This is a genomic window from Salinivirga sp. (assembly GCF_035268865.1).
Lineage (GTDB): Bacteria > Bacteroidota > Bacteroidia > Bacteroidales > Salinivirgaceae > Salinivirga.
Genome location: NZ_DATFKB010000051.1, coordinates 1 through 14,493, shown reverse-complemented (window position 1 = coordinate 14,493; position 14,493 = coordinate 1). Strand labels below are relative to the sequence as shown.

13 protein-coding genes, 1 tRNA gene and 1 pseudogene are annotated in these 14,493 nt (G+C 38.7%); 4 read left to right on the top strand and 11 right to left on the bottom strand.

What is annotated here, in order from left to right; all coding sequences use genetic code 11:
• The 10 genes from VJ937_RS03470 to VJ937_RS03425 all read right to left on the bottom strand — a co-directional run.
• Positions 1–658: hypothetical protein (locus tag VJ937_RS03470; RefSeq protein ID WP_324065503.1), on the bottom strand; the 658-nt coding region annotated here is incomplete at its 3' end.
• 155 nt (positions 659–813) lie between these two features.
• Complete coding sequence (locus VJ937_RS03465) at positions 814–1,695, bottom strand: glycine betaine ABC transporter substrate-binding protein (protein ID WP_324065502.1); 882 nt, start codon at positions 1,693–1,695, stop codon at positions 814–816.
• 11 nt (positions 1,696–1,706) lie between these two features.
• Positions 1,707–2,627 (bottom strand): universal stress protein, encoded by a 921-nt coding sequence (locus VJ937_RS03460; protein ID WP_324065501.1) that lies wholly within the window; start codon positions 2,625–2,627, stop codon positions 1,707–1,709.
• Positions 2,628–2,654: 27 nt separating this feature from the next.
• Positions 2,655–4,307: a BCCT family transporter gene (locus tag VJ937_RS03455; protein ID WP_324065500.1), complete on the bottom strand. Its 1,653-nt coding sequence runs from the start codon at positions 4,305–4,307 to the stop codon at positions 2,655–2,657.
• 193 nt (positions 4,308–4,500) lie between these two features.
• Positions 4,501–4,875 carry a DUF1987 domain-containing protein gene (locus VJ937_RS03450; protein ID WP_324065499.1) on the bottom strand — a complete coding sequence of 125 codons (375 nt, stop codon included), beginning with the start codon at positions 4,873–4,875 and terminating at the stop codon, positions 4,501–4,503.
• Positions 4,876–4,938: 63 nt separating this feature from the next.
• Positions 4,939–5,109, bottom strand: coding sequence for a hypothetical protein (locus VJ937_RS03445; RefSeq protein WP_324065498.1), 171 nt, complete (start codon positions 5,107–5,109; stop codon positions 4,939–4,941).
• A gap of 1,427 nt (positions 5,110–6,536) precedes the next feature.
• Positions 6,537–6,611: transfer RNA gene (locus tag VJ937_RS03440), tRNA-His, on the bottom strand.
• A gap of 82 nt (positions 6,612–6,693) precedes the next feature.
• Positions 6,694–7,335, bottom strand: coding sequence for a CoA pyrophosphatase (locus tag VJ937_RS03435; protein WP_324065497.1), 642 nt, complete (start codon positions 7,333–7,335; stop codon positions 6,694–6,696).
• A complete protein-coding gene (tyrS, locus tag VJ937_RS03430) occupies positions 7,326–8,621 on the bottom strand; it encodes a tyrosine--tRNA ligase (protein WP_324065496.1) in 1,296 nt (431 codons plus the stop codon). Before tyrS ends, VJ937_RS03435 begins: the two co-directional genes overlap by 10 nt.
• Positions 8,622–8,984: 363 nt before the next feature.
• On the bottom strand, positions 8,985–9,539 hold the full coding sequence (locus VJ937_RS03425; protein ID WP_324065495.1) for a CvpA family protein: 555 nt from the start codon (positions 9,537–9,539) through the stop codon (positions 8,985–8,987).
• A gap of 221 nt (positions 9,540–9,760) precedes the next feature.
• Between VJ937_RS03425 and VJ937_RS03420 the strand changes: the two genes are divergently transcribed.
• From VJ937_RS03420 to VJ937_RS03405, 4 genes are read left to right on the top strand one after another with little or no spacing between them, the layout of a single operon-like run.
• Positions 9,761–11,269 carry a GH3 auxin-responsive promoter family protein gene (locus VJ937_RS03420; RefSeq protein ID WP_324065494.1) on the top strand — a complete coding sequence of 503 codons (1,509 nt, stop codon included), beginning with the start codon at positions 9,761–9,763 and terminating at the stop codon, positions 11,267–11,269.
• Positions 11,270–11,279: 10 nt separating this feature from the next.
• Positions 11,280–12,053, top strand: coding sequence for a hypothetical protein (locus tag VJ937_RS03415; RefSeq protein ID WP_324065493.1), 774 nt, complete (start codon positions 11,280–11,282; stop codon positions 12,051–12,053).
• A gap of 3 nt (positions 12,054–12,056) precedes the next feature.
• Positions 12,057–12,671: a deoxynucleoside kinase gene (locus tag VJ937_RS03410; protein WP_057952938.1), complete on the top strand. Its 615-nt coding sequence runs from the start codon at positions 12,057–12,059 to the stop codon at positions 12,669–12,671.
• Between the two features lie 46 nt (positions 12,672–12,717).
• Positions 12,718–14,055, top strand: a complete 1,338-nt coding sequence (locus VJ937_RS03405; protein ID WP_324065492.1) for a T9SS type A sorting domain-containing protein — start codon at positions 12,718–12,720, stop codon at positions 14,053–14,055.
• Here VJ937_RS03405 and VJ937_RS03400 read toward each other — a convergent pair.
• A pseudogene (locus tag VJ937_RS03400) lies at positions 14,047–14,493 on the bottom strand (dehypoxanthine futalosine cyclase); the annotation flags it as partial. The gene VJ937_RS03405 and the pseudogene VJ937_RS03400 sit on opposite strands and share 9 nt — an antisense overlap.

The following is a 14,493-nucleotide window of genomic DNA, read 5'->3' as shown; positions in this document are numbered from 1 at the left end:
CAAATCCTGTAATCAGGATTAAATCGTCAGAAGGGTCAAAAATGGTTTCGAAACCTTCAACCAGGCTTCTTGTTCGCTCTCCATGTCGTATTAGCTGAGTTTCGTCAGCAAATGTCAACACCAGGTCGCAGACATTCGAGAAAATATGTTCAGTGCTGTCTGTTCCGGTAAATGTTCTGGTTGCCTGACCGGCTATGTTAACTGAATCAATATAAAAATTGGTGTAGGTTATCACGCGGGTAGCTCCATTTGTAAGGGGAGGGGCTGAAACTTCAATCGTAATAATTCCACTTATTATACGTCCGTTATTCAATTCCACTCCATCGCCATAATCTATGGTGATTGTTTTTGGAAACACATCACCAAGCGGATCTACGGTAACTGTTGGTCCTTCGCCACCCATATAACGCATACCCCAGTTATTAATGCTTTTAAGGTTGCTGCCCTCGAGGTTGGAAAGCGATTGCGCAGTGCCTGTAAAATAATCTACTTCATATTCGAGTGCTTCTGTAGCATCATCGGCTGCTGCATCATCTGTTATCATAGCCTTTTCTTCATCAGACAGCAATGTGTCACTGGAAACCAGATCTTCTTCTTTTTCGCAACTTAAGTAGGTCAGGGTTGTAAGACTGATGATTAAAAAAATAATTCGTTTCATAGTTATAAATTTTTGGTTAAACAATCTTTTATAACTGTACCGCATAAAAACCCAATTACCCTACCTGTGTTTTGTTTTTTTATACAAAAAACCCGGTTCGCCTGCCGATGAACCGGGTTTTAATATCTGCGGTAGTCAATTTGCTGTGGATTGCGTTACATTATCTTTTTCCGTACTGGTTTTAAGTCTTTGACCCATTGGTTTACAACATATTCGTTATGTTTAATCCATTTTTTGACTCCCTGAATTGGGTCTTCTGCTACACGGATTTCATAGACCAGGGTGTTGAGTTGCTTTTCGGAAAGTTGCATACGTTCAAAAAACCGCACAGCCACAGGGTGTTTTGATGCCAGATCTTTGCGACTGATGGCATAAATTTTCTCTTTTTCACCAAACAAATTGTCAGGATCTTCCAAAAATCTGACTTCGTACCGGGCAAATATCCAATGAGGCTCCCAACCGGTTACCACAATTTCTTTTCGACGTTTCAAGGCATCTTCAAGCTTCGATACCATTGCTTTCTCTGAAAGACTTTCCAATGGTGTTTGAAGATTATATGATTCTAAAGCCAAACGGGCTTTGTGCATAACTCCCGCTCCTGAGTCAATTCCGACAATAGGTTGGGTGTGAGATCGCAGGTCCTTGATAGTCTTCAATGGGCTGTAATCAGGCACAACAAATCCCGTGCGTGCTTCCGGGTAGATGATGCTCACTTTCTCAAGATTTTCAGCATATCGGGTGTAATATTTTTCCTGTGTTTTTGGTAACCAGGCGTCTGTAAAAACATCGGCTTTTCTCTCTGCCAACTCAGCATAGGCTGATTCAACATTGGTAAGCTTTGTGATTACATTATACCCAAGTTTTTCTTCCAGAAGATAAGTTGAGAGGTGGTTCAACGCCACACTTTCTGACCAATCGGTATAAACCAGTTTGATACTTCTTTCTTTTTCCTCATCAACGGTTTCAAAATCGCATGAGCTCATCAGAAAGAGGCTCATGGAAATTGCCAGTAAATATGTGAATGCTTGTTTTATCATAATGAATAAATTTAATCAAACAATGCTTCTAAAAAACCAAGGGTTTGCTTGCGGTCTTTGACTACAAATACCGGAATATTTTTCTCCGGACCGGCCAGTTTTTCTGAAGTCGTATCAAGAATTACATCGGCCATCTCAGATTTAATTTTCGAACCAATTAAAATCATATCTGCCTGAATGCTCAAAGCCTGATTATACAGAATATGGGCTTCTTCATTTTCTACATCAAGCGTCCATGTGCATGGGATAGCTTTAGTGTCTATTTTTAGGCGTTTTGCAAATTTCTCGTACTCTTTTTTACTGTGTTTTTCTACATGCATTTGTAGCTTTTCATCATCCTCAGGTCGGTTTTGAGGGAAATATTTCAGTGGTAACTTGTACACATGGTGGCATGATATTTTGGCTCCAGTTAATTCATGAAGTTGCTCAGCCATTTTCATGGTTATTCCTGCAATTTTGGTAAAATCCATGCGCACCATCACATGCTCAATTTTGTGTTGCGTGGTTTCACTTATGAGCAGTACTGAAGATGGTGTAATGCTCAGTACCTTTCGTACTACTCCACCGCGTCCTTTGTAACCAATTTTCTTGCCCATAAGGGTAAGTGTAATGTTATGTTTTTGGCTGTACTGTACAATGGTTTCGGTCGTATAACCTTCCTTTACGGTTACAATGGTTTCAATGTCGTTTTTATGCATAAAATGTTCATCAACTTTTTCCTGCACCTCTTCTTTCACAATCTCTGTGAGTGGTGCATCCATTTCTGAAAAAGTTGACAAAATTTCTTTTGGGATATCGTAAGACCGCACCACGTGCATGAACGTAATGCTTTTGGGCTTAAATTTATCCACCATGAAGTTGCTGTAACGAACAAGGAAATCATCCATGTCCGTAAGGTCGAGACAAACTAATATATGATCAAGTTGATACATAGTGTTAAATTATTGAGTTTACGATTTTTATTTTTGTTCATCACTTTTGCCGGATGATTTTGCTTTTTCGCGTTTGCGTATCAAATTGGCAATTGTATCCTGGTATTCTTTGCGTTCCTCTTCTCTTTTCACTTCCATCATGTTGCTATATTCCATCCGTAAGCCTTTGAGTAAACTGAATGCTAAGATAATGAGTAAAATAGCAAACGGCAGACCAGTGGATATGGCTGCTGTTTGGAGTGCGCCCAAACCACCGCCAATCAACAATACGGCAGCAACAGCTCCCTCGGTAAGTGCCCAGAAAATGCGTTGAGGGACCGGTGCATCAAGTTTCCCTCCTGCAGTTAAACTATCTACCACCAATGAGCCAGAGTCGGAAGAAGTTACAAAAAAACTGGTAACCAGTATTACTCCAACGCTGGATGTGATTAGCGACAATGGAAACTGTTCAAGGAGCACATACAATGAGGTTGCCACATTTTCAGAAACAGCTCCTGCAATATCGGCCATGGCATTTATTTCCAAATACATTGCGCTTCCGCCAAAAGTTGATAACCAAAAGAAGGTTAGTAAGGTAGGCACGATGAGTACGCCAAGGACAAATTCTTTCAAAGTACGGCCACGTGAAATGCGGGCTATAAACATACCTACAAACGGGGACCAGCTAATCCACCATGCCCAGTAAAAGACGGTCCACCCATTTTGCCAGTCAGACTGCTGGTAAGTTTCGGTCCATGAAGAAAGCTCAAAGAAATTTTGCACATAGGTTCCCAGGTTTTGCACGAATGAGTCGAAAATAAATAATGAAGGCCCTACCAGAAGCATGAACAATAAAAACAAGGCTCCCAGGTACATGTTAAGCTGACTCAAACGCTTCACACCGCCACTTAAACCTGCTATAACCGAACCGGTTGCAGCAAAAGTAATCAGGGTGATTAGAATTACCTGGGAAGTAACTGTATCAGGTAGGTCGAACAAATGAGCCAGGCCGGCGCTAACCTGTTGCACACCCATACCAAGCGAAGTGGCTAATCCAAATAGCGTCGCTACTACGGCTAGTACATTAATGACTTTTCCCCAGGGACCATGAACTTTTTCTCCCAGCAAGGGGTAGAATACCGAACTGATGGTCAGTGGTAGTTTTTTGTTAAAAGTGAAGAATGCCAGCGCCATACCGACAAGGGCATATATACCCCATGCGTGCAAGCCCCAGTGAAGAAAGGTGGTTTCCATGGAGAGTCTCGCAGCCTCTACCGTCCCGGCTTCTCCCTGGGGAGGGTTCATAAAGTGATTCATGGGCTCGCCAACGCTCCAGAACAGAATACCGATGCCCATTCCGGCACTGAATAGCATCGAAAACCAGGCGCCAAGTGAGAACTCAGGTTTTGCCCGATCACCCCCGAGCCTGATCTTTCCAAGTTTACTAAAGGCAATGAAGAATACGAAAAAAAGGAAAAAGTTTACCGAGAGCACAAAAAACCAACCACCATAATCAGAAATATTATCCTGTACAGATGAAAAAACCTTCTCCATCGGTTTACCGATGATCAGGGTAACAGCAATAAATAAAACAATTAAAACGGCTGCCGGCCAAAAAACTGGCCCATCTACATCGAAATAACGCTTGTTACTTTTTAGATGGGCCTCACTGTCATGTGGTTTCTTTTTAGATTCTTTCATATATAAAGTTTAAAAATATGCATGAAAAAAGTCGTTTTAAAGAAATAAAGTCTAAAGTATGCTTTTTCTAAAAAAAATCAAAAGAAGATTTCGTCATTGATTTAAATGACGGTAAATGTGGAATAATGTGTGCTTTCTGAATTTGGAAAGTTGTTTTGTCCTTAGGATTTACGAGAATGGCAGTAATTTATATTTAATCAGGAATTTCAATAAAATGAAAAGGCACCTCTACCAGTTCGCTGTAGTATCTTCCTGATTCGAACATGTCTTCATCGTCACTCATGTATTCCCAGCGTATCTCGGCCTTTTGGCCATTTTTCCAGGCCTGGTTGTACTTTTTAATAATTTCAAAAAGCTTTTTCGATGTGGCAGTATTATAATATTTTAATGAAATGTGTAGTATCATTTTGGGTGTTTGCCCAAAATCAAATTCGCTTAGCCAGTCCAGAACTGGATAATAAACTTTTTCTGCGTTTTCAGGATAAGAACTACCTGTAACGGAGAGGGTTCCGGTTTCTTTGTCGAATTTGATGCTCGGTTTATGATGGTCTCCTTCGTTAAAAATCATATTCAAAAATTATGAAGTTTAAAGATATAATTTTTAGTTAAAGAAAACAATCACTACAAAATATTAAAAATGACTGAATACATCTGATTGCTCATGCATTTGAAGTTGAAGGTATTCAATTTTATATTTGCCTTCCCGGGAAAGCCTTTCATATTCGGTTTTAGCTATGACCTCATTGTAGATTCGGGAAAGTTCGCCTGGGGGCGTTAAGCTTAATTCATGAAAATTTTGCATAGCTTTTATTTTTGGAATTCTAAAGACATCAAATTAAAAAGTGTTGGACTTTTAAGTCGACTTGCTTTAAGAAAATGATTTAAGGCAGGAACTAAAAATGATATCTATGATAAGCTGGTTTTCACAGATTACACAATACTAAACCAAATTACTGGAACTCTTTTTAACCGCTTAATCCGTGTTCCTTTTTTTTGTAATTTTAAGCCAGGCAAGTTTTCCTAAGATCAATCGGTGGAGCTCCTATCTTTACCCGACAAAATAGGACGCGGATTATACCGATTGATTAATCTGTGGCTTATGTTTTCTTGAAAATCTATTTCTACACAAAAATTCCGCTAGCTAACCCAAAAACTATATCGTCGATAGACGGATTATCACTGACAAAACTTCTAACGGTATCCGCTTTAATCAGCTTATCTATGATATTTCTATCGCCAGGGCAAAGCGCTGAATACGCTGCTATTATTTTACTACACCTATTTTTTACTGAATTTAACAGCTTAATCCGTGTTCCTTTTTTTTGTGATTTAAAGCGAGGTAAGTTTGCCGAAAATCAATCGATGGAGCTCCTAACTTTACCCGACAAAAATAGGACGCGGATTATACCGATAGATTAATTGATGCCTCATGTTTTCTTTCCAACATTTTGCTAATGCGAGTTTTAATCAAAATCCTAAAGCCGATATCGTTGATAGACGGATTATCGCGAATACAAGCAATAACGGTATCTGTCTTAATCCGTTTATCTATGATATTTCTGGCACCAGCGCGTAGCGCTACATACGCTAAAAACATTCTACTTCGTATATTTTTTACTGAATTTAACCGCTTTATCCGTGTTCCAATTTACTGGAGTTCATGCAGCCAACCTTAGCGAAGTTATATCGGCACCACCATGATGCAATTCTTAAACCCGGAGGGTTTACATATTTGTAGAATTTATGTGAAAAAGGTATTCAAGGACTCCGGAGGAGTCCAATATTATTGAAAATCCTACATCTCACCGATTGATAAGCCTGTTCACTAATCACCTACCCGTTGCGGTGCTGTTTATAGCTCGATTAAAAGCTATAAATATGTGATTTCTCCGGAATCAGGAAAATCGCTTCTGGCTGGAAGAAATAAAACGCGAATAAAACCTAAAACGGTATCCGTTTTAATCAGCTTATCTATGATATTTTTATGATGGTGCAAATATCTAAAATCCAGGTGGTTGGATTTATGAGAGTTTTTTCTGAATTCTAATAGCTCAATCCGTGTTCTGTTTTTTGATAAGCTTTCAAGGCCATTTTTCGCAGTTCAACTATACTCCCCAACTTTATGAAGTGATCCTTCTAAAGCTAAAATAGGGTAGTGATGTTAACTGATTTTGAAGAGAAGCTTATTAAAATTAAAAAAGCGAAGGATAATAATCCCTCGCTTTTTTGGGTGGAAGATGGGACTTGAACCCACGACCCCTGGAACCACAATCCAGTGCTCTAACCAGGCTGAGCTACTCCCACCAAATTGATTTCGGTGTGCAAAGATAATAATTTTTCAAAACCCAAATAATTTTCAGCCTAATTTTTCTAAAATTTTTAAAAACTATGAACTGCTTAAATCAGGGTTTCTTTTCAATATGGTGATAAATTCACTGAGAATCATAGCTGAAGCACCCCATATGCGCAATCCGTTTACAAAGTAACAAGGAGCTTCAACCTGGTAATGGGCACCAGAAAAAACCGATTGTGTAATGGCCTCATTTCCTAGAAGTTGGTCTAAAGAAACAGATAAAACTTGCTGCACTTCTTTGTCTTGTTTTACAAAAACGGGTTGGCTATTATAGAAACCTACCCATGGGTGTACGCACATGTTGCTAACTGGAATAAATAAGGGAGATAGTTTACCGATGATGCGAATGTCGTTCCTCCGCAAGCCAATTTCTTCGAAGGTTTCACGTAGGGCTGTATCGAGGAGATCATTGTCTCCGGGTTCTTTTTTACCACCGGGAAACGCAATCTGACCACTATGTACACCGTCGTATTCTGCACGCTTGATCATCACGATCTGAGTGCTTTCGTTTTTAGGATATAGCAATATCATTATCGCGCTTTGCCGGGGTTTTTGGTCCTTGTCTGGTTTTAAAACGCGATGCTTTGGAGACATAAGGCGATGTGCCTCACGTCCCGGTAACTCTTTTATTTCATGTTCAATTAAATTTATAAGTTCTTTGCTATCTATCGACATTGCAATACAAAATATTTCTTTTTGCCTTTTTGTACAAGGATGTATTTGTTGTTTAACAAATATGAAGTATCAAGTGTTAGCTCCACATCCTGAATTTTTTCCTTGTTTATGCTTAAGCCTCCGCCCTTTAACAGTCGGCGCATTTCTCCCTTGGAGGCAAAAACCTGTGTTTTTTCTGCCAATAAATCTACAACATTCACGCCATCATTTAACCAGTTTTTATCGATTTCGAATGTTGGTACGCCCTCAAATACAGATAAAAACGTGCGCTCGTCGATTGCCTTTAGGTTTTCTTTGGTCGATTTGCCAAATAATATCTGTGAAGCCTCCTGAGCCATTTTCAGGGCATCTTCTCCGTGCACCATTATAGTCATTTCTTCAGCCAGACGCTTTTGAAGTTTCCTTTGATGGGGTGCTTCCTGATGTTCCTGCTCAATTGCTTTTATTTCTTCTTTACCCAGTAATGTAAATATCTTGATGAATTTTCCGGCATCTTCGTCTGATGTGTTCAACCAAAATTGATAGAATTCGTAAGGTGAAGTGCGATTTTCATCCAACCAGATGTTGCCTTTTTCTGTTTTGCCAAATTTACCTCCGTCGGCTTTTGTAATTAATGGGCAAGTCATGGCAAATGCTTCTCCTGACAGTTTACGTCTTATAAGTTCAGTGCCGGTAGTAATGTTGCCCCATTGGTCAGAGCCACCCATTTGCAATTTACAATTTTTATGTTCATAAAGCCACATGAAGTCATATCCCTGCACAAGTTGATAAGTGAATTCGGTAAAAGACATCCCCTCTGATGATTCTGCACCCAGTCGTTTTTTAACCGAATCCTTGCTCATCATATAGTTTACAGTGAGGTGCTTACCTATGTCGCGAATGAATTCAAGAAACGAAAAATCTTTCATCCAGTCGTAATTGTTGACCAATTCTGCTTTGTTTTCAGAGGGTGTTTCAAAGTCCAGAAATTTTGCCAATTGGGCTTTTAGGGCTTCTTCATTATGGCGCAGGGTGGGTTCATCGAGCAAATTGCGTTCCTGCGATTTTCCCGAGGGGTCGCCAATCATACCTGTAGCCCCACCTACCAGCGCTATTGGTTTATGCCCGGCTCTTTGTAAATGTTTTAACATCATTACGCCAACAAGATGGCCTATGTGAAGTGAATCAGCAGTAGGGTCGATCCCAACATATGCTGAAGTCATTTCTTTTGCTAGTTGCTCTTCTGTGCCCGGCATAATATCATGAATCATACCTCGCCATTTCAGTTCTTCTACAAAATTCGTCATAGCACTCAATTTTGGTTAGTCAAAAATCAACCCCAAAATTAATCAAAGTTGCTCAATTACCGAATGCACCTCCCAACTTTTGCAGGAAATAGGTTTTTGAATGATTTGTTATTTATATTGATTTTAAGTTGCGGGTTTGTGGTCTGATAGACAGTTTTTTGTGTTGGATTGCTTGGTTGAACTACGTAGATCTACGTAGTGGAATATAGGTAGTTCCCTCCAAATTGATGCAGTATATTTGTCGAAGAGGAATCAAAAACAAATTATCCTCTGAATGACCCCAAATTTAGGTCAGGGAGAACAGTATTAAAAAAACAGGTTGGTAACCCCCCCCGAAGGCTGACATCAATTGCAAATGCGATGTTAGCCTTTCTCTTTTGGGATTGGGTTGTCTTTGTTAATATCAGGCACGCGGTTTTGTACTTCAGATTTTAAGCGTTCAAGGTCAATATATGGGATTATGGTTGGTGCAAATTTTGACACCGGCTCGTAAAGCAGCGATGCTTCTTTTTTATCATTTGGCATAAATTGCACCTGCCGGTCAATATAGTTGAGAATAATTAAAATAACACTAACAATGAAACCATATTTAGCCAATCCAAAAAGTGCACCAGCAATGCGGTTAAAGCCACCAAGTGCAACAGCAGAGAGTAATTTATCAATGATACGCGCCAGAAAATGAATGGCGATTATAATACCAATAAAAGTTACTGCAAATGAAATTAAGGGTAAATAGGTAGTTCCGATGTTGAGGTTTTTAGCCAGAAATACACTTGTAATGCCACTAAACTTAATAGCGCCAATAATTCCAAGAACCAGCGCTGCTAATGTAGCCAGTGAGTTAATAAACCCTTTGGAAAATCCTTTATAAACTCCCCAAATCAGTGGTATTGCAATGGCCAGATCGAAATAGTTCATTTGTATGTTTTTTTAGTTATGCTCAAAACAATCTTGAATAATCATTCGTTTTATTTGCAAAACCTGAATGTGCGCAATTGCGCAATTGTTTGATTAACAAAGACATAGAATTCGCGATTTCGCTTATTAAATAAAGGGCCGTAAAAGATTGTTTTTTGTGTTGAAATCAAAAAGGTAAATTTTATTTTTACAATTTATAAAACTAAACAGATTTTTCAATTATGCCAATTCTTAACTCCATAGTTTCGTGGCTGAATCTTAAACGGATGTCGCAAATTAATTTAATGCGTCAATACCCATCTGACGTACAATATGAAACTTTTTTGCGCTTAATAAATCAGGCTGCTCCTACCGAATGGGGTAAAAAATATCATTATCGTGATATTAAGGGTTATGACCACTTTAAAGAACGTGTGCCTTTGCAAACTTATGACGACATAAAGCCATGGATCGATCGCATGCGTCAAGGTGAATCGGAATTGTTGTGGCCCGGAGAAATAAAGTGGTTTGCCAAGTCATCAGGTACTACAGCTGATAAAAGTAAATTTATTCCAGTCACGGAAGAGTCACTCGAAGAGTGTCACTTTAGAGGAGGGAAGGATGTAATGGCTATTTATAACGATAATTACCCAGAGAATAATTATTTGTCAGGTAAAGCTTTAACGCTAGGAGGTAGTCATCAAATTAATGAATCGAGAGAATCTTATTATGGCGATTTATCTGCTATTCTTATACAGAATATGCCATTTTGGACTCATTTTATCCGTACGCCCAATAAAGAGACCATTCTGATTGACGAGTTTGAGAATAAAATTCAAAAAATAATGAGCGCCACTCTGGAAGAGAATGTTACCAGCCTGGCTGGAGTTCCTTCATGGATGTTGGTGCTGATAAAAGCTATACTTGAGAAAACCGGGAAGCAAAATTTACTTGAAGTGTGGCCCAATCTGGAACTTTTTATACATGGAGGCGTCAATTTTACACCTTACCGGCAAATGTACAAAGAGCTTATTCCATCAGATCAGATGCGTTACATGGAAACTTATAACGCCTCCGAAGGTTTCTTTGCTATACAAGATGAACCCAGTCGCGATGATATGCTTTTGATGCTTGATCTGGGCGTGTTTTATGAGTTTATTCCCATGGATCAACTTGATGAAGATCATCCTAAAACAGTAACTATTGAGGAGGTCGAAATCGGGAAAAACTATGCCATGGTCATTAGCACCAATAGTGGTTTGTGGCGCTACATGATTGGTGATACCGTGATTTTTACTTCTACGTTTCCACACAAACTTAAAATTTCAGGCCGTACAAAGCACTTTATTAATGCATTTGGTGAAGAACTGATTGTAGATAATGCGATAAAAGCAATTGATGTTGCGTGTAAAAATTCCAATGCTAAGGTCTCGCAGTTTACAGCTGCCCCTATTTATATGAAAAATAAGGATTCAGGTGGGCACGAATGGATTATTGAATTTGAACGTGAACCTGATAGTATGGATCATTTTACTGTATCGCTGGACAATGCCCTTCAAACCGTAAACAGTGATTACGAAGCAAAAAGATACAAAGACAGCGTGCTGTCAATGCCCGTAATTCATAAAGCACCTGACGGGTTGTTTTACAAATGGATGAAAAAACGCGGCAAGCTCGGTGGCCAAAATAAAGTTCCACAACTTGCCAATAACCGCAAGTATATTGATGAACTTATTCAAATGATGCCATAATTATTCAGTTATGAAGAAACCATTATTGTCAGTTTGCTTTCTGTTGCTTTTGCATTTTTTCGTAAGAGCTCAGGCTATGCCACAGGGTAACTGGCAATTGGTGGATGCAGATGTGCTTGGGTTTGTGTATCTGAGTGATGGTGTTCAGCTTATTAAAACAGATTTAAAAGGCAATCAGGTTGCAAATTATCAGGACAGCTACCTTGGCGATATTCAGCAAATAGATTGTTTTAAAGGATTGAAAAATCTGGTTTTTCATAAAGATGCAAATGCTATAGTTTTACTAGACAACGAGCTGGCTCCTTTGGGCGATCCGCTCGATCTCTCTACAAAAGGATTTTACGATGTTTCTGCTACTTGCCTTGGTCCTGATGACCAGATTTGGATAGCTGACGGACAAACCGGACAGCTGCTTCTGATAAGCAAAAACCTTGAGGTGCTGCAAAAAGGGGCTGTATACTTTAATTATGCCAATGCAGTAGAAATTGAAAAAATGGTATGGCGTAATAATATGTTACTTGTATTGACCCGTTCAGATGAATTGTTGCTTTTTGATCAATTTGGTACCTTCAGCCATAAGTTTTCTTTTAATAGGATTGAAAAACCTTATGTGAATTATAAGCATGTGTATTATGTTGATAAGCAGCGTGTATTAAAATTTAATTATACGATAAATAAAACAGATACATTGTTTAAAGGCAATAAACCAATAGATGCTGTATGGCAAAGTAAAAATCAACTATATTTGTTAGAGGAAAATCAAATTGAACCATTAAATTACTAATTTATGCATTTGGCCATAGCCGGAAATATCGGATCGGGGAAAACCACACTAACAGGCAAGCTTGCCAAACATTTTGGATGGGAAACACACTACGAAGATGTGGATGATAATCCCTACCTCAATGATTTTTACAATGACATGCAGCGGTGGTCTTTTAATTTGCAAATTTACTTTTTAAACAGCCGCTTTAGTCAGATTGTTGAGATTCAGAAATCGGGACTTCAGGTTATTCAGGATCGTACTATTTACGAGGATGCCTATATTTTTGCGCCCAACCTGCATGATATGGGTTTAATGTCAAAGCGGGATTTTGACAATTATTTCCGGCTTTTTAACTTGATGAATTCCCTCATAAAGCCTCCCGATTTATTGATTTATTTACGTGCCTCTGTAGGAACGTTGGTGAACCAGATCGAGAAGCGTGGCCGTGAATATGAAAAAACCATACGTATTGATTATCTCAAGCGCCTGAACGAGCGTTATGAAGCCTGGATAAGTGGCTACACTGCAGGTAATTTACTGGTAATTGATGTAGATAAATACAACTTTGCCAATAATCCGGAACATATGAGTTACGTAGTCGATCAGGTAAGTGCTGATCTGCATGGGTTGTTTTAAATTTTAATTTTTGTTATATTTGATTCTCTACACTAAAAATACTGCCATGAGAATCAAATTGTTATTGCCAGCCTTATTGTTTGCGTGTTCGCTAAATGCGCAGACCATGATTGCTACTACCAGGCATCCTAATGCATTAGACAATCCCAATCAACGTAAAATTGTTAGAAATTTTGGAAGTGAAAAGTATGTGGTTTATAGTGATAGCTCTGAAAATGGGCTAGTCATAAAAGGTGTCAGATATAACGGAACCTGGAGTGAGCCTGTAACCATAACTGAGGGCAAGAATCCCTTTTTGCTACCTGGTTTTTATTTAGTTTATGAATCCTGTGACTCAGTTTCTGCCATATATGGTAGAAAAACTGATTCGCAAAGAAATTGGGGAGAAGCTCATTTGTTGAGTGATACCAATTACAACTGTCGAAGACCGATTTTAAGCCATCTGAATATCTTATTTTATATCAGAGAAAATCATGATTTAACTGATTCATTGATTCAGGTAGAATATGGTAATGATTTTGCGCTCACTGAGCCGGTTGGTGTTTTTAGCAGCGATAGTATTATGGATATTGGTATTGCTGATGATTTAGCATATTATATCTCATCTTTTCCAGATGATAAATTTTATTATATGGTAAGCCATTCTTTGGATTCAATATCAGTTTACAGTAAGGGTTATTCGACTCCAGCAGAATTAGTATGGTCTACTACAGGCAAAAAGCCAACTATAACCTATAATAAGTATGGATACATGGAACTTCTTTTTTTAAACGATGATGATCAAATTGTTATTGGTGATCAGGAGGTTTTTACCAGTGAATATCCTGTAGATATTATTTGTGTCGATGATTTATTACCACCTATTGGCTTTAGTTTTTTGTTTAAAAGAAGAGATACACTTTTTCATGCCTTTTATGATTTTTTTAACCTGGAAATTAGAGATACAATTCCGGGTAACCCATTAAATCCTTCAATTGCATATCTTACCTTTAGTGAAGATTATGTAGACTATATTTGGATGGAAGACAAGGACACTATTTATGAAATCTATTATAAACGGGATGCTAAACATACTGATATGAGTGGCATAGATCCTGATCCGAAAGATGGCATTTCAATGACCGGGTATCCAAACCCATTTAAAAATCATATTACTATTCAAATTAAAAGTTCCAACTGGAATGGGGAACCTGATGTTAGTATTTATAATATAAAATCTCAGAAAGTTAAAACACTCGCCCCAAATGCAATTGGTGATGGCACTTTTACTTATCAATGGAATGGTAAGTCAGATACTGGTGTAAAGCTTGACCCGGGTATTTATTTTTTAGTCTGCACTGATGGTAAACAAAAAGATACCAGGCGCCTGATTTTATCAAAATAATTTGTCAACAAACTCATAGGCCTGATTACGCAAGCGGGGTTTAAAACCCGCCTTTTCGATTGTATCTGTCAGGGTGTTTTTTTCAATTGTTCGTCTTACGCCTGCCGAGGATACTACATTTTCTTCAATCATGATAGAGCCAAGGTCGTTGGCGCCGGCAAAAAGGCATGTTTGGGCAATGTCTTTACCTACGGTAAGTAAGGAGGCTTGCAGGTTGCTAATGTTATCGAGTATGATTCTGCTCAGCGCTATCATTCTGATATATTCTGCAGCCATAACCGGTTTAATGTTTGGTTGTTGCTGCAACAAGTGCGTGCCTTCAGACATGAATGGCCAGGGTATAAAAGTAACAAAGCCGGGTGCTTCATCAGGTTTTTGTTCCTGTACTTCCCGAAGCCTGAACAGATGTTCAATGCGTTCTTCAAGGGTTTCAACGTG